The organism is Flindersiella endophytica (assembly GCF_054779015.1).
Genome location: NZ_BAAGYY010000019.1, coordinates 456,711 through 480,186 on the forward strand (window position 1 = coordinate 456,711; position 23,476 = coordinate 480,186).

Consider the following 23,476-nt stretch of genomic DNA (forward strand, 5'->3'; position numbering starts at 1 on the left):
CGCGATGCCGAGCTCGACAACCCGTAGGGGATTCCTCGCGTTGGGTGGACAGGCGCTGGCGCTCGCGGCGGTTTCCGCGTGCTCGCAGGGATCGGCCACCCGCCAGGACGAGAACACGATCTCGCTGTGGACCTCGTACCCGTCGGACGAGGAGCGGAAGTACCACACGAAGAACTTCGTCGACGCGTTCAACCAGGACCACCCGTTCAAGGTGAAGCTGACCGTCAAGGACAACGCGAACCTGGAACGCCTGCAGCAGACGGCGATCGCGTCCGGGCGCGGGCCGGACATCGTGTTCACCAGCGGGCCGTCGTACGCACTGGAATACATCGACGCGGGCAAGCTCACGCCGCTCGACGCGTACGCCAAGAAGTACGACTGGTCCGGCAAGGTGCAGGGCTGGGCGTTCGAGTCCGGCAAGGTCGAAGGCAAGCTCTACTCCCTGCCGAACTCCTTCGAGACGATGGCGATGTTCTACAACAAGAACACGCTCGACAAGCACGGCTGGAAGCCACCGGCGAACCGGTCGGACTTCGAGGCGCTGTGCACCGAGGCCAAGGGCAAGGGCCTCGTACCCGTGCTCGCGGGCAACGCCGACTGGAAGCCCGCGACGGAGTGGTACGTCTCCATCTTCTTCACCCACTTCGCCGGGCCGGAGGCGGTCTACTCCGCCCTGAAAGGCGAAACCCCGTGGACCGATCCCGTGTTCGTCGACGCCATCACCCTGCTCGACAGCTACTTCCAGAAGGGCTGGTTCGGCGGCGGCGTCAAGACGTACTTCACCAACCGGTTCGACACGCTCAACGCGAGGCTGGTCAAGGGCGAGGTCGCGCTCGACCTGACCGGCTCGTGGGCACTGAACGAGATGAAGCGCTTCTTCGGCACCAGTGGTGCGAAGGCCCAGGCATGGGACTGGGCGCCGATCCCCTCGTTCGGGAGCGACGTGCCGGACGGCACCTACGCGCTGGCCGTCGGCGGCACGTTCTCCATCAACGCCGACTCCGAGCACAAGGACCAGGCCGCGGAGTACATCGACTGGCTGTTCTCCGATCCGAAGCGGCAGGGCAAGGCGGTAGCCGCGGTGGCAGCCCAGCCGTACCCGCTGAACTACGCCGACGACGACTTCCCGGCCGACGTCGATCCGCGGATCAAGCGGCTGTACGTCGCCCTGACCGAGGCCAAGCACTTCGGCTACGTGACGTGGACGTTCTGGCCGCCGAAGTCGGACGTCTACATCTACGAGCAGATGGACCGCGTCATCACCGGAGCGCTGACGCCGAAGGAGTACTGCGCCGGCCTGCAGAAGGTGTTCAGCGAGGAGTTGAAGGCCGGCAAGGTCCCGCCCATCCCCAAGCCCTCGAGCGAGTGACCATGGCCGCCAAGAACCCAGCCGGGGCAACGCTGAGCCGCAGAAGGGCCCTGGTGGCCTGGCTGTTCATGCTGCCGCTCCTGGTCGTCAACGGGCTGGTGATCGCCGGTCCGGGCGTGGCGAGCGTGTACTACTCGTTCACCGACTGGTCCGGCGTGGGTGCGGCACACTGGACCGGTTTGGCCAACTACCGAAGGCTGTTCAGCGACCAGGCGTTCGCGACGGCGTTCGTGCACAACGTCTGGTGGACGGTGTTCTTCCTCATCGTCCCGATGGCGATGGGCCTGTTCGGCGCCTACCTGCTGTCGCGGATCCGGAAGTTCCAGATGCTGTTCCGGATCGCGTACTTCATCCCGTACATCGTCGCGACCGTCGTCTCCTCGGCCGTGTGGGAGAACCTGCTGTCGCCGGACCACGGGCTGCGCGTGAACTTTCTCGGCGACGGTTCGCTGGCGCTGCCGTCGGTGGCGTTCGTCAACAACTGGCAGTGGTGGGGCTTCCTGGTCGTGGTCTACCTGGCCGCGATGCAGGGCGTGAGCCCGTCGCTGTACGAGGCGGCCCGGCTGGACGGCGCCGGCGCGTGGCAGGAGTTCCGGTACGTCACGCTGCCGTCGATCCGGCCGACCGTGGTCTTCCTCGCGTTGATGACGATCATCTGGTCGTTCCTGATCTTCGACTACATCTACATCCTGACGCAGGGCGGGCCGGGGGGCGCGACCGAAGTGCTAGGCACGCTGCTCTACAAGTCGGCGTTCGCCGAGCACGAAGCCGGCTACGCCGCGACGATCGGCGTGGTGATGGCCGGCATCAGCCTGGTCGTGGTCTCGGCGTACCTGTTGCTGAAACGGACGCGGAGGTGGGAGGTATGAGTGCTGCCGGTGCCGGCGTTCGGGTGAAGCGGCCGATGAGTGGCGTACGTTATCTCGTGCTGAGCCTGCTGGCCGCGTTCTCCCTTGGACCGTTGGTGATTTTCGCGTTCAGCGCGCTGAAGTCGCAGGCCGAGCTCGGCTCCAACCCGCTCGGCTTTCCGACGAGCTGGCGGTGGTCCAACTTCGTCGATGCCTGGCAGACCGCCAACATGGGCGTGGGATTCGCCAACAGCGCGCTGATCGTGTCGGGCACGGTCGCCGGCGTCTGCGTGATCTCGGGTTGCGCGGCGTACGCGATGGCCCGGCTCGACCTGCCGGGCTCTGGCGCCGTGCTGGTCTACCTGCTGGTGGGCGGCTCGCTGCCGATCCAGCTGTTCCTGATCCCGCTGTTCTACCTGTGGACCAAGCTGAGGATCTACGACACCCCGATCGGGCTGATCGTCATCTACTGGGCGGTGTTCTCACCGTTCGCGACGCTGCTGCTGCGTTCGTTCATGGTGGCGATTCCGCGCGACTTCGAGGAGGCCGCGCGGATCGACGGCGCCCGGGAGTGGACGGTGCTGTTCCGGATCGTGCTGCCATTGTCGTGGCCGGGCTTCCTGACGATCGCGCTGACGACGGCGCTGTCGGCGTACAACGAGTTCCTGCTGGCGGTGACGTTCATCCAGAGCGAGGAGTACCTTCCGGTGGCGACCGGCTTCTACTCGTTCCAGCAGGGGTTCAGCCAGAACTATCCGCTGATCAGCGCGGCCGGGCTCATCATGCTGGCGCCGATGCTGCTGGTGTTCCTGGCGCTGCAGCGGCGATTCGTGGAGGGCATCACGGCGTCCGGGCTCGGCGGCATCTAGCGGACGACCGTCTACAGGCTTGTCGCCAATCGTGTCACGAACATTGTCGCCAATCCTGTGCTGAGGATTGTTGACGGGATTGTTGACGGGGTTCGTCGGCGGGGTTCGTCGGCGGGGTTCGTCGGCGGGGTTCGTCGGCGGGATTGTTGACGGGGTTCGTCGGCGGGATTGTCGGCGGGATTGTCGGCGGGATTGTCGGCGGGATTGTCGGCGGGATTGTCGACGGGATTGTCGACGGGATTGTTGACGGGATTGTTGACGGGATTGTCGGCGGGATTGTCGGCGGGATTGTCGACGGGGATCGTTGACGATCGCGTCGCGCGGATGGTCGACAAAATTGGCGACAATCGCCTGGCCAGATGCGCCCGGCTGGAGCGCGTGGAGCCCCGGCGGGAGCGTGACCAGGCCAGGACCGAGTTGGCGAACAGCGTCGAGGCGGCGACGCCCCGGAAATGGAGCATCGAGGAGATGCGGCGGTACTGATCTCAGGACTGAGCGACCTGGTGTCTCAGCGCAGCAGCGGCAGGCTGCCGGTCAGCTTCTGAATCGGCTTGCGTGGGCCGAACAGCGCGATGCCGAGGTAGCTGAGGTCTCCCTCGCCGGACGCTTCCAGCTGTTCGGAGTAGTCGTCGTAGGTGCGACTGCGTTGCGCGCAGTCGGGAAAGTCGACCAGCAGGATGTCGTCCGCTGCGTCGTGCGCGCGGCGGCGGAGCTGTTTCAACTCCGCCTGGTCGGTGACCAGCACCGGGATCGGCAGCGTGGTGATGCCGAGGTGTGGACTGCCGTCGGCGTCCTTCAGGTCGGGGCCGATCACGTGCTCCAGCCGGCTGCCGAGGCTCATCGCGAGGACGGCCGCGGTGTTGGCGACCAGCCCTCCGGGAAGCTCCCGGTCGATGACGATCGCCAGCTTGTGCTCTGGACCGGACACGCGTACCTCCGTCACTGGAAAGGTGGCTCCTTTGACGTAGCCACCTTTGTGGTTACGGATGAGAGAGTAGGGTAGTGCCCCAGCAACGTCAAGCCGGAGGACAACGCGTTGACGACGACCGTCGAACACCTGCAGGCGCTCGGGATGACCGAGTGGGAGGCGCGTGCCTACCTCACCCTGCTCGAGGAGTCCCCGTCGTCCGGCTACGGCGTGGCCAAGCGGTCCGGCGTCCCGCGGGCGAAGATCTACGAGGTGCTGGCGTCGCTGGAGAGCAAGGGTGCGGTGCACGTCGCGAGTTCCGAGCCGAAGCTGTACGGCCCGGTTCAGCCGAGCGAGCTGATCGAGCGCTGGCGCGACGAGCTGAGCGGCCGGATCGACGCCGCGGAGGTGGCGCTGGCCAACCACGCGGTCCAGGTCGGCGGCGACGCGGCGATCTGGGACATCCAGGGCCGTGGGCCGATCTTCGACCGCGCCCGGCAGCTGGTGCGGGACAGCTCGCAGCGCCTGATGCTGGAGATCTGGGCTCCGGACGCCGACGAGCTACGTGCCGACCTCGCCGAGGCGGCGGGCCGAGGAGTACGGATCACGGTCGTCGCGTACGGCGATCCGCGGCTGCCGTTCGCCGAGGTCTACCCCCACCCGTCGACCGACGAGGTGACCGCCGGCCTGGGCGGCCGGTGGCTGGTGCTCAGCGCCGACAACAGCGAGGTGGTCGCCGGCATCGTGTCCAGCGGCGTCGACAGCCGCGCGGCCTGGACCAGCCATCCGGCGCTGGTCGTACCGATCACCGAGCTGGTGAAGCACGACCTCTACAAGCTGGAGATGCTGGCCGCTCACCACGACGTGCTGGAAGCCACGTTCGGGCCCGGCCTGATCAAGCTGCGGACGAAGTTCGGCACGCCCGGCCAGAGCGAGACGCACTAGGCGCGTACTCGGACCCGGCCTAGACGACGGCGCCGTCGTCGGACTCGTCGGGTGGGCCGCCGCGCATGCGGAAGACCAGGGCCACGAAGCCGCCGACGAACGCCACCACGCCGAGCGGCAGGAACCAGGCCGGCACGTAGCCGCCGGCGAAGGCCGCGAGCAACATGAGCACCGGGCCGGACAGCGTGACACCCCAGCACAGCTTCGTGATCGGGTCGAGCTTGGGCAGCGGCGGCGGCGGGGGAGGGACATAGCGTTCCTGCTCCACAGTCGTGGCCGTCTCGCTGTCGGCGGCCTCCGTCTCGGCCTCGGTCGAACCCGCGGCGGAGTCCGAGCTGTCGCGACCGCGGGCCGTCCCGCCGCCCGAGTCGTCGGAGCCTTCGGAGTCGCCGTCGTCGTCGGTGTCCTCGACCGCGGGCCAGGGGTTGACGGGGTCCTTCGACTCGCGTTCGTACGCCTCGACGATCTGTGCCCAGATCAGGTCGTCGTCTTCGGGAGTTCGGTCTCCGGCCGGTCCAGCCGCGCCGGCCGTGTCGACGCGAGCCTCGAGCTCGGGGTCGGGGTCGTCCCCGGCGCCGGCCTCGGCGGTCGGACGTTCCGGCTTCGCCGTCTCACCGGATCCGGTGGACACCGATCCGGTCCCGGGTGCGCTCCCGGACTCGCCCGATGCGGCCAGCAGCTCGCGCAACATCTGCCGGGCCCGCAGCGCCTCCTCGCGGTCGACGTGCAGCCGGTCCAGCGGCGCCGGCGGCAGCGTGACCTCGAGCAGGAGTCCTTGCTGAGGCAGGCACGGCTCGGCGTAGGCCGCCACGCCGGCTTCGCGAAGTATCTCGAGCATGTTGTCGGCGACCCGGGGATCCAGGTCGGCGATCGCGACGTATGACGATGCCTCGAGTCCGTTGCCGCGCATCTCTACCTCCCTGTCGCCTGGGTGCCTGGCGCCTGCGGCACGACCGTCGCTGGTGCGCTGTCGGCCGCTCCCGTTCGTTCCTGACGCAGCCGGGCGATGAACCGCCGGGTCTCGGCGAAGATCGTCGGCGCGTCGTAGTCGAGCGTGGCGACATGGTAGCTGTCGGGCAACGCGTGCTCCTCGATTTGCCGGGAACCGACCCGCGACCGCAGCAGCCGCAGGCTGGATCCGTCGACCACATGGTCCTGCGGCGAACGGAAGACCAGCAAAGGCTGCTTGACGTCGGGCAGCTCCCCGGCAACCGTCCTCCACAGCCGGGTCAGGGACAGCAGCGCCGTGAGTGGCGTCCGGTCGTAGGCCGACTCGACGGTCGCCGGCTTGTGGATGTCGCCGCCGATCGCGGCGACCGAGGGTACGAATCGGTGGATCAGCGGCAGCGCGAGCAGGCGCAGGTCGGTGCTGCCCAGCGACGGGTTGACCAGCACCACGCCGTCGAGCCCACGGCCGTAGCGGGCCGCCAGGTGCAGGACGAGGCCGCCGCCCATCGACTGCCCGCCGGCGACAACGACGTCGCACTCCTCGCGCAGCCGGAGGTAGGCGCGCTCGACCGAGGAGTACCAGTCCTGCCATCCGGTGCGGTTGAGATCGCGCCAGTCGGTGCCGTGACCCGCCAGCCGCGGCACCGCGACGCGATAGCCGGCGGCGAGGAGGTCGTCGGCCCATGGCCGCATCGAGGCCGGTGAGCCGGTGAAGCCGTGCGACAGCACCACTCCGGTCGGGCCGGAACCGGCGAACAGCGGCTCGGCGTGTGGCTGGATCCGCACGGGAACACTCCCTCGCGTTTGCGCTGTCCTGGGTGGCACCGAGATTACCGGACCGCTCCATTTTGACCGCCGGAACAGGTGCGGGGACGTTGCCCTCCGCCCGATCGCGGCTTAAGGTTCGCAACAGATACGAAAGGACTACACGTTGCTGTACTGGTTCCTCAAGGTCTTCGCCCTGGGCCCGCTGCTCAAGGCGATCTTCCGGCCGTGGGTCGAGGGGTTGGAGAACATCCCCACCCAGGGCCCGGCGCTCCTGGTCAGCAACCATCTTTCGTTTTCCGACTCGGTGTTCTTGCCGCTGGTCGTCAAGCGGCGGATCACGTTCCCGGCGAAGATGGAATACTTCACCGGCCGGGGCATCAAGGGCCGGCTCACCTCGCTGTTCTTCCGCGGCATCGGGCAGATCCCGATCGACCGTTCCGGCGGGCGGGCCAGCCTGGCGGCGCTCAACTCCGGGCTCAAGGTGCTGCAACGCGGCGAGCTGTTCGGCATCTACCCCGAGGGCACGCGCTCGCCCGACGGCCGCCTCTACAAAGGCAAGACCGGCGTGGCCCGGCTCGCGCTGGCGTCCGGCGCACCGGTGATCCCCGTCGCGATGATCGGCACCGACACGCTCCAGCCGCCGGGCAAGGCCATCCCCAAGCTGATGCGTCCTGGCGTGCGGATCGGCAAGCCGCTCGACTTCTCGCGGTACGAAGGCATGGAGGACGACCGGTTCGTGCTCCGGTCCATCACCGACGAGCTGATGTACGAGCTGATGGAGCTGTCGGGGCAGGAGTACGTCGACGTCTACGCCCAGTCGGCCAAGGACGGTCAGTCCGGCAAGCGCTCGCTCACGTTGCGGGGCCTGACCTCGGCGAAGTCCGACTCCTCGGCGGGCGGTCCGGACAATCCGGACGCGCCCGGGGGCCCGGACGCGGACGCCGCATCCGGGGCGCGCAAGGCCGGCTAGCGGCCGATGGCCTCTCCTCCCGAAGAACTCCGCCACTCCGACGAGGCTGATGTAGCGGGCACGATGTGGCGCGCGCTCGCCGTCCTGCGGTTCGTCACGCTCGCGCACGCCGTGATCATCGACACGATGAACTGGCGCGCCTTCTCGCGTCCGCTGACCGGCTGGATGGTGCTGTCTGCCGTCGCGGTCTGGACGCTGGTCGTGACCTGGGCGTACGACTCACCTGGCCGGCGGCGCTGGTGGGTGCTGAGCCTCGACTTCGTGATCGCGGTCGGAGCGCTGGTCGTCACGCCGTACGTCGAGAGCGGGGCGTTGCGCGGCACCCAGGCGACGGTCGCGTCGTACTGGGTGATCGCTCCCGTGCTGGCCTGGGCGATCCACAAGGGCTGGCTGGCGGGCGCGATCTCCGCCGTGTTGCTGGAGATCCCTGACATCTGGATCCGTACCGACCGCGACGCCACGGTGCTGGGCAACTCGTTCCTGCTGCTGATGGCCGGCACGGTCGTTGGCTACCTCGCGACGTTGCTGCGCGAGACGGCGGCCGAACGCGCGTACCTCGCCGGCCTGGCCGCCCGCACAGCCGAGCGCGAACGCCTGGCGCGGGCGGTGCACGACGGGGTGCTGCAGGTGCTGTCGTACGTCCAGCGGCGAGGGCCGGAGCTGGGGCCGGCGGGTGCCGAGATGGCACGGGCGGCTGGGGAGCAGGAGTCGAAGCTGCGGGCGCTGGTGCAGGGGAAACCGCAACAGACCGAGGGCGAACGCGAGACCGACCCGGGCGGCTTGGTGAACGTGGGACGGTTGTTGTCGGAGCTCGCGAACTCCGCGGGCTCGGCGGGACCCTCCGTGTCGATCGCGGCGCCGGCGGGACCGGTTCTGCTGGAGTCCGCGGTCGCTTCTGAGCTGGTCGCGGCGGTCCGGGCAGCCCTCGACAACGCGGCGCAACACGCGCCGGGAGCCAAGGTCTACCTCCTCCTGGAGGACGAGGGCGCCGCTGTCACCATCAGCATCCGCGACGACGGGCCGGGCATCGCCTCCGGGCGCCTGCGGGAGGCGGCCGCGTCCGGCCGCATGGGAGTCAGCCGCTCCATCCGCGGCCGCATGGCCGACCTCGGCGGAACGGCGACGCTGCACACCTCGGAGGGGGCCGGCACCGAGTGGGAGCTGCGCCTTCCGCGCAGCACCCCCCGCTCCTGAGAGGCCACCGCTGTGGCGCGCGCGCCCGCGTGCCGCCCGCTCGAACCCGCCGTCGCTGGGGCCCGGCTTGAACGCGCCGTCCTGCGCCGGCTGGTTGCGGCCACCGCCGCAGCACCGCCAGCTTGAGCCGCTATCGCTGTGGCGCCAGCTTGGCCTGTCGACCTGGGCCGGCCGTTGCCCCACCGCGGCGGCTCGTCGGCCCGCGCCTCTGCCTGCCACCGCCGAGGCACGCCCGCCGCGCGTGCGCCCGCCTGAGCCGGCCGCTCGAACCCGCTATCGCTGCCCCGGCTTGCACCCGCCGCCCGGCGCCGGCTGGTTGCGGCCATCGCCGCAGCACCGCGGGCCTGTACGTGCCCCACCGCCCGCCGCCCGGCGTCGCCCGCCTGAGCCGGCCGCTCGAACCCGCCACCGCTGCATCCGGCTTGCCCCGCCGGCCGGTTGCGCCTATCCCCGCAGCCCGCGGGCCTGCGCCGCCGCCCCGGCGTGCCAGTTTGAGCCTGCCTTCCTGGCCCTCCGCCCGAGCCCGCCATCGCGTCGGCCTGTGCCCGTCGGCCCGCCCTCGCTGGCCTCCGCGGGTCGCTGGTGTGTCCCTCCAGCGTGAGCGCGCGATCGCTGCGGCGCCGGCCTGAGCCGCCGGCCCGCGCCTGCCGCTGGCGTCCGCCATCCTGGTTCCGCCACCGCAGCCCGCCTCCCGGTTGCTGATGGGGCGATGTTCTGATCACTGTCGGCGACAAGAGCGCGGTTGGGGAGGAGCTGATCTTGACGGACAGGCTTGCGCGATGCGTAAGGTTCTGGCATGACGCGCGTGATGGTGGTTGACGATCACCCGATGTGGCGGTCGGCTGTTGTCGCGGACTTGACGGCAGCTGGTTTCGAGGTGATCGCCGAGGCCGGTGGCGGTCAGGAGGCGTTGCGTCGCGCGCAGGCGACCAAGCCCGATGTGGTCGTGCTCGACCTGCAGATTCCCGAGATCGGCGGCGTCGAGGTGACCCGGCAGCTGGTCGAGTCGGGGCTGGGCGCTCGCGTACTGATCCTATCGGCCAGTGGCGAGCACGAAGACGTCCTGGCCGCGGTCAAGGCCGGAGCGACCGGCTACCTCGTGAAGTCGGCGTCGCGGGAGGAATTCCTCGAGGCCGTGACGCGTACCGCCGAGGGCGATGCCGTCTTCACTCCCGGTCTGGCCGGCCTGGTGCTGGGGGAGTTCCGCCGGCTCGCCGAGGCGCCCAAGACCGAGGAGCCCGAAGCTCCCGGCCTCACCGAACGTGAGACCGAGGTGCTGCGGCTGGTCGCCAAGGGCCTGTCGTACAAGGACATCGCCGCGCGCCTCGTGCTGTCGCACCGCACCGTGCAGAACCACGTACAGAACACGCTGCGCAAGCTCCAGCTTCACAACCGTGTGGAACTGGTCAGGTACGCCCTGCGTGCGGGGCTGGACGACCCGAGCGATGAGGACCAAGGTCCAGCCTGATCGGGGTCCCGCCCACCTGCACTCTCGTTACTCGGCGCCGCTACGCTCGGAGCCGTTGAATTCCCTTGCGGTTCTTGAAAGGGCTGTCCATGCGTGTAGGTGTGCTCACCGGTGGTGGAGACTGCCCCGGCCTGAACGCGGTGATCCGAGCGGTCGTCCGGAAGGGCACCTCTGAGTTCGGGTACGAGTTCCTGGGTTTCCGTGACGGCTGGCGCGGTCCGCTGGAGAACGTCACGATGGAGCTCGGCGTGCCCCAGGTGCGCGGAATCCTTCCGCGCGGTGGAACCATCCTCGGCTCATCGCGTACCAACCCCTTCAAGGTCGAAGGCGGCGTAGAGAAGATCAAGGAAAACCTCGCCAGCAACGGCGTCGACGCGCTGGTCGCGATCGGCGGCGAGGACACCCTCGGCGTCGCGACCAAGCTCTCGGAGCTCGGCGTGCAGGTCGTCGGTGTGCCGAAGACCATCGACAACGACCTCGGCGCGACCGACTTCACGTTCGGTTTCGACACCGCGGTCAACATCGCGACCGAGGCGATCGACCGGCTGCACACGACGGCTGAGTCGCATCACCGGATCGTGGTCGTCGAGGTGATGGGCCGGCACGCCGGCTGGATCGCGCTGCACTCCGGCATGGCCGGCGGCGCCAACGTGATCCTGATCCCCGAGGTGCCATTCGACCTGGACAAGGTTGTCGAGCACGTCGAAAGCCGCTTCCGTACGAACTACTCGCCGATCCTCGTGGTCGCCGAGGGTGCGCTGCCCAAGGAAGGCGCAGAGGCGCTGCAGAGCCAGGAGCTCGACTCGTTCGGCCACGTCCGGCTCGGCGGCGTCGGTGACCTGCTGGCCAAGGAGCTGGAGAAGCGCACCGGCAAGGAAGCGCGCGCGGTCGTGCTCGGCCACACCCAGCGCGGCGGCACGCCCACCGCGTTCGACCGCTGGCTGGCGACCCGCTTCGGCCTGCACGCGATCGAGGCCGTACACGACGGCGACTGGGGCAAGATGGTCGCGCTGCGTGGCACGCACATCGTGCGCGCGCCGCTGTCGGACGCCACCAAGGAGCTCAAGCTGGTCACGCCGGAGCTGTACGCCGAGGCCGGTGTGCTCTTCGGCTGAGCCTGAGCCCGTCAGGTCATCAGCTGGTTCTCCCAGGCCCAGGCCGCGATCCCGACGCGATTACGGGCGCCGAGCTTGGCCTGGATACCGGCGACGTGACTCTTCACTGTGCTCAGTGAGATGAACAGCTCGGCTGCGATCTCCTGGTTGGTCCGGCCCCTGGCGATCGAACGGACGACCTCGGTCTCCCGTTCGGTCAGGGGCCGGGCCAACTGCTTTGTGGGCGCCTTCGCCGCGGTCAGATGACGCAACAACCGCAACGTGATCGACGGCGAGATCAGCGCGTCGCCCGTGCTGGCCGCACGGACTGCCTCGACCAGCAGAGCTGGGCCGGCGTCCTTCAGTACGAAGCCGACGGCGCCGCCGCGCAACGCGCCGTAGACGTACTCGTCGAGGTCGAACGTGGTCACCACGACCACCCGCAGCGGATCCGCGACGTCCGCGCCCGCCAGCGCCCGCGTGACCTCGATGCCGTCGAGGCGTGGCATCCGGATGTCGACCAGGCAGACGTCGGGCCGCAGCCGGCGGGCCTGCTCGATCGCCTCGACACCGTCAGCCGCCTCGGCCACCACGGTGATGTCGGGCTGGTTCTCGAGGATCAGCCGCAGCCCGTTGCGCACCATCGCCTGGTCGTCGGCCAGCAGAACCCTGATCGTCGTGCTCATCTGTCGCGGCCGCCCGCGCTCAGTTCAGCCGCGGCTGCTGGTGCGCGGGCGGCCGGCTTGGGGCGTTCGAGCCGGGGCAACGTCGCGACGACGGACCAGCCCGCCTGGCCGGCCAGTGGCCCGGCCCGCAGTGTTCCGCCCAGCACCTCGAGCCGCTCGCGCATGCCGATCAGTCCGTAGCCCGAGGCGCGGTGCAGCGCGGTCGTTCCCGTTCCGTCGTTGGTCACTTCCACGGTGACCCCCGGGCCGGTCCGGGCGACGCTGACCACGACCACGCCGGCCTGCGGCGCGTGCTTGGCGATGTTGGTCAGTGCTTCCTGGACGACCCGGTAGATCGTGCTGGTCACCTCCGCCGGCCAGTCCGAGGTGTCGTCGCCCGGAAGCCGGAGGGAAACCTCGCGGCCGTTGCTTCTGAAGCGTTCGACCAGATCGCTGAGCTGCTCCGGTTCGGATGAGGAGGGCACGGCGTCGTCGGCGTCGCGGAGCAGTCCTACGACCTGGCGCATCGCGGCCAGTGCGTCGGTGCCCGCGCGAGCGATGGCGTCGAGCGCCTCGTCCAGCTGGCCCGGCTGCGACGTCTGCTTCCGGGCGGTCAGTTGCGCCGCCTGCGCCTGGACGACGATCCCGGTGATGTGATGGGCCACCACGTCGTGCAGTTCGCGAGCCAGGACGAGGCGCTCCTCCCTGCGAACCCGATCGGTGGCGGCCCGCCGCCGGACCGCGAGCAGCCGCAGCCCGAGCCCACCCACGATCGCGGCCGTCCAGGCCAGCGCGCTCAGCGTCGGCACCGCGCTGGACGAGGGCGGCCAGGCCGTGGCGAAGCTGCCGGCGACCACCGTGAGTCCGCCTGCCGCGACCGCGCCGGCGGGCCAGGGCCGAAGCCACCGGACCGCCGAGCCGGTGAGTACGGCCAGGCCGAGCGCCGTCGCGGGCCCCGGTTCGGTCGGGAGCCCGGCGAGCTGGGCGGTCACGATCGCGGCCGCCGCGACCAGGAGCCCAGCGGCCGCCGTACCGGCCAGGTGACGTCCGCGTGCCAGGGCGAGTGCGCACACCACCGCGGCCACGGCACAGTCGAAGATCGAGTACGCGCCGCCCCAGCTCGTCGCGATCGCGACGGCCTGTACGGACAGCACGACGGCGAACGCGGCGCCGAGCAGCCAGTTCCTCACGTTCACACCGCTCAGGCTACGAGATGCCCGGTCTGCGCAGAACCAGCCGAAAGTATGGTCCTGCCAGGTGCCAACCCTGCTTTCGCCCGATGCCGCGCGCCTGGCGGGATCCGCACGCTGGGCGCCATGCCAGAACGAACAACCTCCGCCGACCGCCCGCGGATCGCAGCGCTCGACGTGCTCCGCGGCTTCGCCCTCGGCGGGATCCTGCTCGCCAACATCCAGCCGATCGCCAACCGGGGCGTCGCCATCGTGACCGACTCGCCGGTCGAATACCCCTGGAAGGGGATGTTCGTCGACCAGCGGTTCTTCCCGATCTTCTCGCTGTTGTTCGGGATCGGCTTCTCCCTGCTGCTCGACTCGGCTTCCACCCGGACGCCCCGGCCGAGGCTGCTCCTGCTGCGCCGCCTTCTCGTACTCCTGGGTCTCGGAGCCCTGCACCACCTGGTGCTGTGGCAGGGCGACATCCTGGCCATCTACGCGGTCGTCGGTCTCGTGGTCCTGTTGCCGTCCACCTGGCTGCCGCGTTGGGCGGCCGTGGGCCTGACGGCGGTCCTGCTCGCCGTGCCGTTCGCCGTCGGCGGTGGGTACGTCGCGCTGGTACCGGGCCTGTTCCTGCTGGGTTCGACTCTGACCCGATACGGCGTGATCGAGCGGATCGAGCGCCCGACCTGGATCCCGGCCATCGTGGGGCTGCTCCTGCTCGCCGGTGCGATCCCGCTCGGATGGCTCCAGGGCCACACAGCCGACCAGCGCGTGTTCGGTGCGGCCGGGCTGTTGACGGCCGGCGTCTACGTCTGTGCGCTGCTGGTCCTGCTTCAGTCACCGCTCCGGGCCGTGCTGAGAACGATCTTCGAACCACTCGGCCGGATGGCGCTGACCAACTACCTCACCGCAACGGTTCTCGTCCTGGCGATCACGCGCTTCCTCGACGGCCGGCCGGAGACCTGGCCGTCGGCGACCATCTTCCTGATCGCCGGCGCGGTCCTGACCTCCCAGTGGGTGTGGTCCACGCTCTGGCTTCGGCGCTTCCGGCAAGGGCCCCTGGAGTGGCTCTGGCGCTGGGCGACCTGGGCGCGCCGCCCGGCGTTCCGCAAGCGCTCCGGACAGGAGGTGATCGCCTGGTCAGCCGCTGGGACCACTCCCTGACCGGCACCGGCATGCTGGGCGGATGCGTAAAGTTCGCGCGACTCGTCGTGACCCGGCAACCTCGCGTCCCGGAATCGTCGTCGCGGGCCTGATCATCCTCGCCGCCGGCGGCCTGGCCGCAGGTTGTTCGGGGCCGGAGCGGGATCAGCCTTCGCGCCTTCCGGCAACGGCCACCCGGTCCTCGAGCTCGAGGCCGTCGCTCTCGCCGTCTCCTACTCAGTCGCCGACGCCGCATCCGTCGCCCACTCCGGAGGCGCTGAGTGTCGGGAAGGGGATGACGAAACCGGGAACCGTCCTTACGTTCGGGCAGAAGGCGATCGTGCCCACGCGCGAGCTTCATCTGGCCGAAGGGATCTACGTCTACGGCGTCATGGGGATCGTGGTCGACCGGATCCAGCAGGCACCCGGCTCCAAGGTCGAGGGAAACTTCGACTCCGAAGCCAGGAAGCGGCTGAAGTCCGCCACGGCCTACTACGCCAAGGTCACCTTCACCAACGAGAGCGGAGATCCGCTGTCTCCGCACCTGCCGGAGTTCGACGCGCTGGCCCGCGGCGGTGAGAGTCCCGGCTTCGTCCTGTCCGGCGGCGAGTTACCTGGATGCCCGACCGAAAGCGATCTCGGGCCGGAGGAGTTCGGTCACAAGGGTGCTCACTGGGAAGGTTGCGTGCTCGGGCTCTCGACCAAGGACGTGCCGATCCGCGAGATCCAGTACAAGGAACCGCCGTACGGCATGGACGTCGAGGTCTGGGACTGGGAGAAGACGCCCAAGCCGAGCCGCGACGACTACATCGGGCCCGGGCCGATCGTCTGGCGATGACCGCTCGGCCCGTGGCTCACAGCCGCCCGAACGTGATCGACTCCAGTACGGCGTGGCCCTCCTCGTCGGACGCGTCGAGGTTGACCACGGCGTTGATACCCCAGTCGTGGTGGCTGTCCGGATCGTCGATGATCTGCCGCGCCTTCCAGCGCCGGGCCGTGGCATCCTCCTCGAGGATCAGCAGCGCCGGGCCGCGGGCGTTCGGGCCGGTCGGGATCTCGTCGTGCTCGTCGAAGTACGCGTCCAGCGCCGACGGCCAGTCGACGTCGGGCGCGAGCTCCGCCAGTTCGGTCTCCTGCTCGCGCGCGGCGAGCTCGACCAGCCGGAACAACGCGTTGCGCACCAGCACCCGGAACGCTCGCTGGTTCGCCGTCACCGGCGGCTGCCGGTCGTCGAGGACGGTGGCCTCGTTCAGCTCGTGCTCCGCGGGGTTCTGCAGCTCCTCCCACTCGTCCAGCAGCGAGGAATCGACCTGCCGGACCAGCTCTCCGAGCCACTCGATTAGGTCCTGCAGCTCCTCGGTCTTCAGCGAGTCCGGCACGGTCTGGTTGAGCGTGCGGTACGCGTCGGCGAGGTAGCGCAGCAGCGTGCCCTCCGATCGGGCCAGCTGGTAGTGCATGACGTACTCGCCGAACGTCATCGCCTGCTCGTACATGTCGCGCACGACCGACTTCGGCGCCAGCGCGTAGTCGCCGACCCACGGATGGCCCTGCCGGTACGTCTCGTACGCACCGAACAGCAGCTCGTCGGCCAGCGGCATCGGGTACGTGATCTCGGCGAGCTGCGCCATCCGCTCTTCGTACTCGACCCCGTCGGCCTTCATCTGCGCCACGGCCTCGCCGCGCGCCTTGTCCAGCTGCGCGCGCAACACCGGCCCCGGGTCGTCGAGTGTCGACTCGACGATCGACACCATGTCGAGCGCGTAGCTCGGCGAGTCGGGCGCGAGCAGCTCGAACGCCGCCAGCGCGAACGTCGACAACGGCTGGTTCAGCGCGAAGTCGGATTGCAGATCCACGGTCAGCCGGGCAGTCCGCCCGGACGCGTCCGGATGCGGCAGCTGCCGCACGATGCCGCCCGCCAGCAACGAGCGGTAGATCGCGACAGCGTGGCTGATGTGCCGCCGCCGCGCAGCCGGTTCCTCGTGGTTGTCGGTCAGCAGCTTCTTCATCCCCGCGAAGCAGTCGCCCGGCCGGGCGATCACGCTGAGCAGCATCGCGTTGCTCACCTTGAAGCGAGACTGCAACGTCTCCGGCTCCGCGCCCTGCAGGCGCTCGAACGTGGCCTGCCCCCAGCCGACGAAGCCCTCGGGCGGCTTCTTGCGTACGACCTTCCGCCGCTTCTTCGGGTCGTCACCCGCCTTGGCCAGCGCCTTCTCGTTCTCGACGTCGTGCTCGGGCGCTTGGCAGACGACGTACCCGATCGGGTCGAAGCCCGGCCGCCCGGCCCGTCCGGCGATCTGGTGGAACTCACGTGCCCGCAGCAGCCGCACCCGTCGCCCGTCGTACTTCGACAGCGCCGTGAACAGCACGGTCCGGATCGGTACGTTCACGCCGACGCCGAGCGTGTCGGTGCCGCAGACCACCTTGAGCAGCCCTGCCTGGGTGAGCCGTTCGACCAGCCGCCGGTACTTCGGCAGCATCCCGGCGTGGTGCACGCCGATCCCATGCCGGACCAGCCGAGACAACGCGCGCCCGAACCGCGTCGTGAACCGGAAGTGCCCGATCAGGTCGGCGATCGCCTGCTTCTCCTGCTTGGTGCACATGTTGATGCTGGTCAGCGCCTGCGCCTGCTCCATCGCCTGGGCCTGGGTGAAGTGCACGACGTAGATCGGCGCCTGAATGTTCTCCAGCAGCTCGGTGAGCGTCTCGTGCAAGGGTGTCTTGACGTAGGAGAACCGCAGCGGCACCGGTCGCTGGGCGTGCCGCACCACCGCGGTCGGCCGGCCCGTACGGCGGTTCAGGTCCTGCTCGAACCGTTCGACGTCGCCGAGCGTCGCCGACATCAGGATGAACTGCGTGTGCGGCAGCTCGAGCAGCGGGATCTGCCAGGCCCAGCCGCGGTCGGGCTCGGCGTAGAAGTGGAACTCGTCCATCACGACCTGCCCGACGTCGGAGCTCTCGCCGTCGCGCAGCGCGATGTTGGCCAGCACCTCGGCCGTGCAGCAGATGATCGGCGCCGTGGCGTTGACCGCGGCGTCGCCCGTCATCATGCCGACCTTCTCGCTGCCGAACAGCGCGCACAGGTCGAAGAACTTCTCCGAGACCAGCGCCTTGATCGGCGCGGTGTAGAAGCTGCGCTTCCGCTCGGCGAGTGCCGCGAAGTGCGCGCCGGCCGCGACCAGGCTCTTCCCGGAGCCGGTCGGCGTGGAAAGGATCAGGTTCGCACCCGACACGACCTCGATCAGGGCTTCTTCCTGCGCTGGATACAGCGTCAGGCCGCGCTGCTTGTTCCAGTCGGCGAACGCGTCGAACAGCTCGTCGGGATCGGAGCTTTCCGGAAGGCGGTCGGTGAGCCGGTCTGGGCGGTGGTCGGTGGAGGGCACCGCTCCATCCTGCCGTGATCCCGCCACTGCGGCAGCGCTGGCCACCAATGCGGTATAACTATACCGATGGTTGAGCTGAAGACGCCTGCTGAGATTAAGCAGATGCACGTGACGGGCCAGTTCGTCGCCCAGGTACTGACCGAGCTGGCCGAGATTGCGGCGGTCGGCGTGAATCTCCTCGAGCTGGAGCAACAGGCCCGGCACAAGATTCGCGAGCGCGGCGCCGAGTCCTGCTACTGGGACTACGCGCCGTCGTTCGGCAAAGGGCCGTTCCGCAATGTGATCTGCCTGTCGGTCAACGACGCCGTGCTGCACGGGCTGCCGCACGACTACGTCCTGAGCGACGGCGACGTGCTCAGCATGGACCTGGCCGTCTCGATCGACGGCTGGGTGGCCGACTCCGCGATGACCGTGATCGTCGGCACCGCCGCGGAGGAGGACGTCCGGATCGTCCGCGCCACTCAGATCGCGCTGGAAGCGGCGATCGAGGCCGCGCAGCCCGGTAACCGGCTGGGCGACGTCTCGGCCGCGATCGGATCGGTCGCCGAGCAGTTCGGATACCCGGTCAACCTCGAGTTCGGCGGCCACGGCCTCGGTCACACGATGCACGAGGACCCGCACCTGCCCAACAACGGCCGCGCGGGCCGCGGGCTGAAGCTCCGCCCGGGCCTGACGTTCGCCATCGAGCCGTGGTTCTGCCGTACGACCGACCGGATCGTCTTCGACGACGACGGCTGGACGATCCGTTCGGCCGACGGCTCGCGTACGGCACACTCCGAGCACTCCGTCGCGATCACCGAAAGCGGCTCGCTCGTGCTCACCCGGCGGGACGGCGAGCGGCCCTGAGTCCGTAATCTTGTGGCCGTGAACGATCTCGACGCCTGGCGGACCCTCCCGGCCGCCCAGCAGCCGGAGTGGCCGGATCCCTCGGCGCTCGACGCCGCCACCGCTCAGCTGCGGACGTTCCCGCCGCTGGTGTTCGCCGGAGAGTGCGACCGGCTGAAAGCCAAGCTCGCCGACGTTGCCGCGGGAAACGCCTTCCTCCTGCAGGGCGGTGACTGCGCCGAGACGTTCAACGGCGTGGGTGCGGACGCGCTGCGTAACAAGCTGCGCACGATTCTGCAGATGGCGATCGTCCTGACCTACGCCGGCAGCCTGCCCGTGGTGAAGCTCGGACGGATCGCCGGCCAGTACGCCAAGCCGCGCTCCAAACCGATCGAGACCCGCGGCGAGGTGACGCTCCCGGCCTACCGCGGCGACGCCGTCAACGGCTTCGACTTCACCGAGGACTCCCGCCGGCCCGACCCCGACCGGCTGGTCCGCGTCTATCACCACTCCGCCGCCACGCTCAACCTCGCCCGCGCGTTCGTCGTCGGCGGCGAGGCCGACCTGCGCCAGGTGCACGCCTGGAACACCGACTTCGTACGCGACAGCCCGGTCGGCGAGCGCTACGAGCGGCTGGCGCGCGACATCGACCGTGCGATCTCGTTCATGCACGCCTGCGGTGCCGAGCCCGCGGAGTTCCAGACCGTCGACTTCTACTCCAGCCATGAAGCGCTGCTGCTCGACTACGAGTCGGCGCTGACCCGCATCGACTCCCGGACGGGCCTGCCGTACGACACGTCCGGCCACTTCCTGTGGATCGGCGAGCGCACCAGGCAGCTCGACGGCGCGCACATCGAGTTCGCCCGCCACATCCGCAACCCCGTCGGCGTCAAGCTCGGCCCCTCCTCGACGGTCGAGGACGCGCTGCGCATGATCGAGCTGCTCAACCCCGACAACGAGCCCGGCCGGCTCACGTTCATCACGCGGATGGGCGCGGGCACGATCCGCGAGGCGCTGCCGGAGCTGGTCGAGAAGGTCACCGCGAGCGGCGCGACCGTCGGCTGGGTCTGCGACCCGATGCACGGCAACACGTTCGAGACCGAGAACGGCTACAAGACCAGGCGGTTCGAGGACGTGCTGGACGAGGTGCGCGGCTTCTTCGAGGTGCACCGCTCGCTCGGGACGGTGCCCGGCGGCATCCACATCGAGCTCACCGGCGACGAGGTGACCGAGTGCCTCGGCGGCGGGTACGAGCTGTCGGAGGCCGACCTCGTGAGCCGTTACGAGAGCGCCTGCGACCCGCGGCTCAACCGCACCCAGTCGCTGGAGCTGGCGTTCCTCGTCGCGGAGATGCTGCACCGCTCGTAGCGGCTCGGCGACCGGCCCGATCGGACGCCGGCTACTGGTCTGGGGTCTCCACGACGACGCACGGCTCGTCGACCGAGCCGCGCACGAGCTCGCTCTCGTAGTAGCCGATCTTGTACGTGATCAGCTCCAGGCACGCCTCCAGCTGCCGCATCTGCGCGTGCACGCGCTCCCGGTGCTCGTTCAGCACCTCGAGCCGTTCGCGCTCGTTGCCGGCGCCGTGGCGAACCAGCCCGGTGTAGTGCCGGATCCGTGCCAGCGGCATGCCGGTCGCACGCAGGTTCGTGCACATCGTGAGCCACTCGACGTCGTTGTCGGTGTAGACGCGCCGGCCGGCCGAGTCGCGGGTGACAGGGATCGGCAGGATGCCTTCGCGCTCGTAGAAGCGGAGCGTGTGGATGGAGAGCCCGGTCTTCTCCGCGACCTGCCCGATGCTCAAACCCTGCGACATGGCTCCAGAGTAGGTGGTCATGGCGCGGTCGCCTGCGCAGCGCTTGACCTAGAGTGCCCTCTAGCTCCTACTGTGCCGCGCATGATCGAAACCCAAGCGATCGGCGACGATCGCCTGCGCCTGCCGGTGAGCCGGCTCTGCCTCGGCGCGATGAACTTCGGCACCCGCGTCGACGAGGCCACCTCGTTCGCGATCCTCGACCGGTTCCGCGAGGCCGGCGGGAACTTCGTCGACACCTCGAACAACTACAACCAGTGGCTCGGCGGCGGCCAGGGCGGCCAGAGCGAGGAGCTGCTCGGGCGCTGGCTGAAGGCGCGCGCCGGCGCGTCCGATGAGGTGGTGATCGCCACCAAGGCCGGCGGCCGTACGACCGTGCCCGACGACCCGAGCCGGGAGAACTACGAAGGCCTGTCCAGCAAGGCGATTCGCACCGCCGTGGAGGGATCGCTGCGCCGGCTGGGCGTCGAGCGGATCGACCTCTACTACGCCCACACCGATGACCGGTCGGTCCCGCAGGAGGAGACCGTCGGCACGTACGCGGAGCTGGCCGCCGAGGGCGTCGCCGGCGTGATCGGCTGCAGCAACCACGCGACCTGGCGACTGGCCGAGGCCCGCCGGATCGCGAACGAACGCGGCTGGGCGCCGTACACCTGCGTCCAGCAGTTTCACACCTACCTCTGGCCACGGCCAGGCCACCAGACGGTCTACGCCGTCGGCGACGAGTTGCTCGACTACCGCGCCGCCGGCAACGACGACTTGACGGTTCTCTGCTATTCGCCCCTGTTCGCGGGCTACTACGCGCGCCGTCACCAGGCGCCGAGCACCGCGACCGACTACGTGTCGACCTGGCGGAAGCTCGAAGTCCCGCGTACGCAGTGGGATCACGCGTCGAGCTGGCGCCGCCTGGACGTGCTCGACGAGGTGGCCGGCGAGCTCGGCGCGACGCCGAACCAGGTCGTGCTGGCCTGGATGCTCGGCGGCGACACGCCGTTCATCCCGATCTTCTCGGCCAGCTCGCTGGAGCAGCTCGACGAGGTGCTCGGCGCGACCGACCTGAAGCTCGACGCGGAGCTGCGCGAGCGGCTCGACAACGCCGGTTGAGAGGACCGAACTCATGACCGACACTCGTGTCGCCTTGATCACCGGCGGATCCAGCGGCATCGGAGCCGCGGCGGCCCGTCAGCTGCTGGAGCAGGGCTATCGCGTCGCGGTGACCGGCCGTAGCCAGCAACGGCTCGACGAGCTCGCCGCCACCCTCGGCAAACCGGCGGAGCTGCTCACGCTCCAAGGTGACGCCGCCGACCACGAGGCTGTTCAGGCGGCGGTCGACGCGACGGTACGCAAGTTCGGCCGCCTCGACGCCGCCATCGCCAACGCCGGCTACGCGACCCACGACGACCTGGCCGACGGCGACCCGGCCGGCTGGCGGGACATGGTGCTGACCAACGTGCTCGGTCCGGCACTGCTGATCCACGCCGCGCTGCCCGCGCTCAGGCGTACCAAGGGCCGGATCGTGCTGGTGGGGAGCGTGGCCGGCGTGATCCACACGCCGGGCAACATCTATGGCGCCACCAAGTGGGCGGTGACCGGCCTGGCCGAGAACACCCGGCTCATGGTCGCGGCCGACGGTGTGGGCGTGACGCTGGTCGCTCCGGGCGCGACGGACACCGCGTTCTTCGACCCGGTGGGCGGCCCGCCGGCGGACCGCCCGGGCGGCTACATGACCGCCGGCCAGCTCGCCGCCACGATCGTGTGGGCGCTCGGCCAGCCACCGAACGTCGACGTCAACACCCTGGTCGTACGCACGGTCGGCTCACCGCGCTGATCAGCTGATCCGGTGGGCTGCCACCCTGCCAGGCCCGGTGACGACGTAGGCGCGTCGCCCGTCGGCGAGCCACGTGCCGGGCTGGGCCGGGTCGATGTCCAGCAGGTGGCTGAGCGGCGTCCCCTCGCCGGTGAGGGGGTTGAGGCGGAGCACGGCCATCTTCCCGGGCTTCCCGGACTTCCCAGCGCGGGTTGCGGCCGTCACCAGAACGCCCTTCCCGCTCGTCCTGACGAGACCGCTGGCGGTTGCCTGATCGCCGTCGACCTCGGCGGTGATCCGTGCGCGTCTCCAATGGTCCTTGCCGCCGTTCAGATCCCAGGTCGCCCAGCCGCCGGCTTCGGTCGTCACGACCATGAAGCGGTGGTCGATGACGTCGGAACGGTCGCCGATGCGCTGGCCGGGATGGGCTTTCACCCGGAAGTACGTGGGACTCCAGGCCCCCGGCACACCGTCGACGACCTGGACGAGGCCTTGTACCGAACCGGATTCCGGCGCGCCCGTGGGATCCGCCACGGTCTGGTACACCACCAGTGGTGCCGCCGACAGGATCTGGGCGTCCGAGTCCTGGCTCTGGAGCTGGAGGCTGTAGATCAGCCGGCCAGTCACCGCGTCGAGCATGCGAACCTCGTTCGGCTGGTACGCGCCAGCCCCGCAGCGGCCGGCGAACGCGATCCGCTCCCGGCCGCCGACGAAGCCGTCGTCGGAGGTTCGGAGCTTCATGCCGTGACACTCCGACTCGTACGCCCAGCGCCGATCGCCCGCGGCTGCGTCGAACCCGGCAACGACGTCTATGTTCTGCCGGTCGTAGTTCCGCAGCGCGCCTACGACGTGGCCGCCTGCGACCTCGACCGCTGAGAGGTCGCCTGGCGGCGTCACGTCCCACCTCGGTTCGCCGCTGCCGAGGTCGAGGAGGAGAAGCCCCTCACAGCTGTCCTGCCGGGCACCGTCAGCTCCGTAGGCCAGTGCCACGGCGCCGTTCAGGACGCCCCGGCTCGCGGCACAGATCACACCGTCCGGCAGGTCGTACGTCCAGCGGACCGAACCGTCGGACTTGGTCTGGGCGACGATCTGGCCGGCGCCCTTCGCTGTGGAGACCACGAGATCGTCCGTCGCCCATGCCAGCACTTCGCCTGCAGGGGAGCCCGCGGGCGGCGGCCGCACGACGGAGTCCGCCATGAGCCTCGCGACCACGATCGAGCCCCCGGACACGCAAACGATCAGCGCGGCGATCAGCAGAACCTTCCACCGGCGGCTCATGGCGGGGCAC

The 23,476-nt window shown here is 69.6% G+C and carries 23 protein-coding genes; 14 read left to right on the forward strand and 9 right to left on the reverse strand.

Annotation, left to right across the window (positions count from 1 at the left end):
- The first annotated feature begins 4 nt into the window (after nt 1-4).
- The 3 genes from ACYVF6_RS22795 to ACYVF6_RS22805 are packed head-to-tail and all read left to right on the forward strand — an operon-like array spanning nt 5 to nt 3,086.
- Complete coding sequence (locus ACYVF6_RS22795) at nt 5-1,369, forward strand: ABC transporter substrate-binding protein (RefSeq protein WP_460524498.1); 1,365 nt, start codon at nt 5-7, stop codon at nt 1,367-1,369.
- 2 nt (nt 1,370-1,371) lie between these two features.
- Nucleotides 1,372-2,238: a carbohydrate ABC transporter permease gene (locus tag ACYVF6_RS22800; protein WP_460524499.1), complete on the forward strand. Its 867-nt coding sequence runs from the start codon at nt 1,372-1,374 to the stop codon at nt 2,236-2,238.
- Nucleotides 2,235-3,086, forward strand: coding sequence for a carbohydrate ABC transporter permease (locus ACYVF6_RS22805; protein WP_460524500.1), 852 nt, complete (start codon nt 2,235-2,237; stop codon nt 3,084-3,086). The genes ACYVF6_RS22800 and ACYVF6_RS22805 overlap by 4 nt, the downstream gene beginning before the upstream one ends.
- 11 nt (nt 3,087-3,097) lie before the next feature.
- Here the strand turns inward: ACYVF6_RS22805 and ACYVF6_RS22810 are convergent, their stop codons facing one another.
- Complete coding sequence (locus tag ACYVF6_RS22810; protein WP_460524501.1) at nt 3,098-3,547, reverse strand: hypothetical protein; 450 nt, start codon at nt 3,545-3,547, stop codon at nt 3,098-3,100.
- Between the two features lie 47 nt (nt 3,548-3,594).
- A complete protein-coding gene (locus ACYVF6_RS22815) occupies nt 3,595-4,029 on the reverse strand; it encodes a DUF2000 domain-containing protein (RefSeq protein WP_460524502.1) in 435 nt (144 codons plus the stop codon).
- 93 nt (nt 4,030-4,122) lie between these two features.
- Here ACYVF6_RS22815 and ACYVF6_RS22820 point away from each other — a divergent pair, with 93 nt between their 5' ends.
- Nucleotides 4,123-4,938: a TrmB family transcriptional regulator gene (locus ACYVF6_RS22820; protein ID WP_460524503.1), complete on the forward strand. Its 816-nt coding sequence runs from the start codon at nt 4,123-4,125 to the stop codon at nt 4,936-4,938.
- A gap of 19 nt (nt 4,939-4,957) precedes the next feature.
- Here ACYVF6_RS22820 and ACYVF6_RS22825 read toward each other — a convergent pair whose 3' ends face one another.
- Both ACYVF6_RS22825 and ACYVF6_RS22830 read right to left on the reverse strand, forming a co-directional pair.
- Nucleotides 4,958-5,848: a hypothetical protein gene (locus tag ACYVF6_RS22825; protein ID WP_460524504.1), complete on the reverse strand. Its 891-nt coding sequence runs from the start codon at nt 5,846-5,848 to the stop codon at nt 4,958-4,960.
- 2 nt (nt 5,849-5,850) lie between these two features.
- Nucleotides 5,851-6,672 carry an alpha/beta hydrolase gene (locus ACYVF6_RS22830; protein WP_460524505.1) on the reverse strand — a complete coding sequence of 274 codons (822 nt, stop codon included), beginning with the start codon at nt 6,670-6,672 and terminating at the stop codon, nt 5,851-5,853.
- A gap of 145 nt (nt 6,673-6,817) precedes the next feature.
- Here ACYVF6_RS22830 and ACYVF6_RS22835 point away from each other — a divergent pair, with 145 nt between their 5' ends.
- The 4 genes from ACYVF6_RS22835 to ACYVF6_RS22850 all read left to right on the forward strand — a co-directional run bounded on the left by ACYVF6_RS22835 (nt 6,818) and on the right by ACYVF6_RS22850 (nt 11,401).
- Nucleotides 6,818-7,624 (forward strand): lysophospholipid acyltransferase family protein, encoded by an 807-nt coding sequence (locus ACYVF6_RS22835; RefSeq protein WP_460524506.1) that lies wholly within the window; start codon nt 6,818-6,820, stop codon nt 7,622-7,624.
- A 6-nt stretch (nt 7,625-7,630) separates the two neighbouring features.
- Nucleotides 7,631-8,818 carry a MacS family sensor histidine kinase gene (gene macS, locus ACYVF6_RS22840; RefSeq protein ID WP_460524507.1) on the forward strand — a complete coding sequence of 396 codons (1,188 nt, stop codon included), beginning with the start codon at nt 7,631-7,633 and terminating at the stop codon, nt 8,816-8,818.
- Nucleotides 8,819-9,614: 796 nt separating this feature from the next.
- Entirely contained in the window at nt 9,615-10,286 is a 672-nt protein-coding gene (locus ACYVF6_RS22845) for a response regulator (protein ID WP_460524508.1), read from the forward strand.
- A gap of 89 nt (nt 10,287-10,375) precedes the next feature.
- A complete protein-coding gene (locus ACYVF6_RS22850) occupies nt 10,376-11,401 on the forward strand; it encodes a 6-phosphofructokinase (RefSeq protein ID WP_460524509.1) in 1,026 nt (341 codons plus the stop codon).
- An 11-nt stretch (nt 11,402-11,412) separates the two neighbouring features.
- On the opposite strand, the gene ACYVF6_RS22855 is transcribed toward ACYVF6_RS22850, so the two are convergent.
- Together ACYVF6_RS22855 and ACYVF6_RS22860 are read right to left on the reverse strand one after the other, a co-directional pair.
- Nucleotides 11,413-12,066: a transcriptional regulator gene (locus ACYVF6_RS22855; protein WP_460524510.1), complete on the reverse strand. Its 654-nt coding sequence runs from the start codon at nt 12,064-12,066 to the stop codon at nt 11,413-11,415.
- Nucleotides 12,063-13,241, reverse strand: coding sequence for a sensor histidine kinase (locus ACYVF6_RS22860; protein ID WP_460524511.1), 1,179 nt, complete (start codon nt 13,239-13,241; stop codon nt 12,063-12,065). The genes ACYVF6_RS22855 and ACYVF6_RS22860 overlap by 4 nt, the downstream gene beginning before the upstream one ends.
- A gap of 120 nt (nt 13,242-13,361) precedes the next feature.
- On the opposite strand from ACYVF6_RS22860, the gene ACYVF6_RS22865 reads away from it, so the two are divergent.
- Both ACYVF6_RS22865 and ACYVF6_RS22870 read left to right on the forward strand, forming a co-directional pair.
- Nucleotides 13,362-14,384: a DUF418 domain-containing protein gene (locus tag ACYVF6_RS22865; RefSeq protein WP_460524512.1), complete on the forward strand. Its 1,023-nt coding sequence runs from the start codon at nt 13,362-13,364 to the stop codon at nt 14,382-14,384.
- 274 nt (nt 14,385-14,658) lie between these two features.
- Complete coding sequence (locus ACYVF6_RS22870; RefSeq protein WP_460524513.1) at nt 14,659-15,201, forward strand: hypothetical protein; 543 nt, start codon at nt 14,659-14,661, stop codon at nt 15,199-15,201.
- Nucleotides 15,202-15,217: 16 nt separating this feature from the next.
- Here the strand turns inward: ACYVF6_RS22870 and ACYVF6_RS22875 are convergent, their stop codons facing one another.
- On the reverse strand, nt 15,218-17,743 hold the full coding sequence (locus ACYVF6_RS22875) for a DEAD/DEAH box helicase (RefSeq protein WP_460524514.1): 2,526 nt from the start codon (nt 17,741-17,743) through the stop codon (nt 15,218-15,220).
- A gap of 66 nt (nt 17,744-17,809) precedes the next feature.
- Here ACYVF6_RS22875 and map point away from each other — a divergent pair, with 66 nt between their 5' ends.
- Both map and ACYVF6_RS22885 read left to right on the forward strand, forming a co-directional pair.
- Complete coding sequence (gene map, locus ACYVF6_RS22880) at nt 17,810-18,589, forward strand: type I methionyl aminopeptidase (protein WP_460524515.1); 780 nt, start codon at nt 17,810-17,812, stop codon at nt 18,587-18,589.
- Between the two features lie 12 nt (nt 18,590-18,601).
- On the forward strand, nt 18,602-19,936 hold the full coding sequence (locus ACYVF6_RS22885) for a 3-deoxy-7-phosphoheptulonate synthase class II (RefSeq protein WP_460524516.1): 1,335 nt from the start codon (nt 18,602-18,604) through the stop codon (nt 19,934-19,936).
- 31 nt (nt 19,937-19,967) lie between these two features.
- Here ACYVF6_RS22885 and ACYVF6_RS22890 read toward each other — a convergent pair whose 3' ends face one another.
- Nucleotides 19,968-20,384, reverse strand: coding sequence for a MerR family transcriptional regulator (locus ACYVF6_RS22890; RefSeq protein ID WP_460524517.1), 417 nt, complete (start codon nt 20,382-20,384; stop codon nt 19,968-19,970).
- 81 nt (nt 20,385-20,465) lie between these two features.
- On the opposite strand from ACYVF6_RS22890, the gene ACYVF6_RS22895 reads away from it, so the two are divergent.
- Together ACYVF6_RS22895 and ACYVF6_RS22900 are read left to right on the forward strand one after the other, a co-directional pair.
- The gene (locus ACYVF6_RS22895) at nt 20,466-21,485 is read left to right on the forward strand and encodes an aldo-keto reductase family protein (protein WP_460524518.1); all 1,020 of its coding nucleotides are present in this window, start codon (nt 20,466-20,468) and stop codon (nt 21,483-21,485) included.
- Between the two features lie 13 nt (nt 21,486-21,498).
- The gene (locus ACYVF6_RS22900; RefSeq protein ID WP_460524519.1) at nt 21,499-22,209 is read left to right on the forward strand and encodes an SDR family oxidoreductase; all 711 of its coding nucleotides are present in this window, start codon (nt 21,499-21,501) and stop codon (nt 22,207-22,209) included.
- Here ACYVF6_RS22900 and ACYVF6_RS22905 read toward each other — a convergent pair whose 3' ends face one another.
- On the reverse strand, nt 22,210-23,466 hold the full coding sequence (locus ACYVF6_RS22905) for a PQQ-binding-like beta-propeller repeat protein (protein WP_460524520.1): 1,257 nt from the start codon (nt 23,464-23,466) through the stop codon (nt 22,210-22,212). It abuts the gene before it with no gap.
- Between the last annotated feature and the right edge of the window lie 10 nt (nt 23,467-23,476).

Coding starts and splice junctions, on each gene's coding strand:
- ACYVF6_RS22795 (WP_460524498.1), top strand. CDS start 5: ATGCCGAGCTCGACAACCCGTAGGGGATTCCTCGCGTTGGGTGGACAG.
- ACYVF6_RS22800 (WP_460524499.1), top strand. CDS start 1,372: ATGGCCGCCAAGAACCCAGCCGGGGCAACGCTGAGCCGCAGAAGGGCC.
- ACYVF6_RS22805 (WP_460524500.1), top strand. CDS start 2,235: ATGAGTGCTGCCGGTGCCGGCGTTCGGGTGAAGCGGCCGATGAGTGGC.
- ACYVF6_RS22810 (WP_460524501.1), bottom strand. CDS start 3,547: ATGCTCCATTTCCGGGGCGTCGCCGCCTCGACGCTGTTCGCCAACTCG.
- ACYVF6_RS22825 (WP_460524504.1), bottom strand. CDS start 5,848: ATGCGCGGCAACGGACTCGAGGCATCGTCATACGTCGCGATCGCCGAC.
- macS (WP_460524507.1), top strand. CDS start 7,631: ATGGCCTCTCCTCCCGAAGAACTCCGCCACTCCGACGAGGCTGATGTA.
- ACYVF6_RS22845 (WP_460524508.1), top strand. CDS start 9,615: ATGACGCGCGTGATGGTGGTTGACGATCACCCGATGTGGCGGTCGGCT.
- ACYVF6_RS22850 (WP_460524509.1), top strand. CDS start 10,376: ATGCGTGTAGGTGTGCTCACCGGTGGTGGAGACTGCCCCGGCCTGAAC.
- ACYVF6_RS22855 (WP_460524510.1), bottom strand. CDS start 12,066: ATGAGCACGACGATCAGGGTTCTGCTGGCCGACGACCAGGCGATGGTG.
- ACYVF6_RS22865 (WP_460524512.1), top strand. CDS start 13,362: ATGCCAGAACGAACAACCTCCGCCGACCGCCCGCGGATCGCAGCGCTC.
- ACYVF6_RS22870 (WP_460524513.1), top strand. CDS start 14,659: ATGACGAAACCGGGAACCGTCCTTACGTTCGGGCAGAAGGCGATCGTG.
- map (WP_460524515.1), top strand. CDS start 17,810: ATGGTTGAGCTGAAGACGCCTGCTGAGATTAAGCAGATGCACGTGACG.
- ACYVF6_RS22890 (WP_460524517.1), bottom strand. CDS start 20,384: ATGTCGCAGGGTTTGAGCATCGGGCAGGTCGCGGAGAAGACCGGGCTC.
- ACYVF6_RS22895 (WP_460524518.1), top strand. CDS start 20,466: ATGATCGAAACCCAAGCGATCGGCGACGATCGCCTGCGCCTGCCGGTG.
- ACYVF6_RS22900 (WP_460524519.1), top strand. CDS start 21,499: ATGACCGACACTCGTGTCGCCTTGATCACCGGCGGATCCAGCGGCATC.
- ACYVF6_RS22905 (WP_460524520.1), bottom strand. CDS start 23,466: ATGAGCCGCCGGTGGAAGGTTCTGCTGATCGCCGCGCTGATCGTTTGC.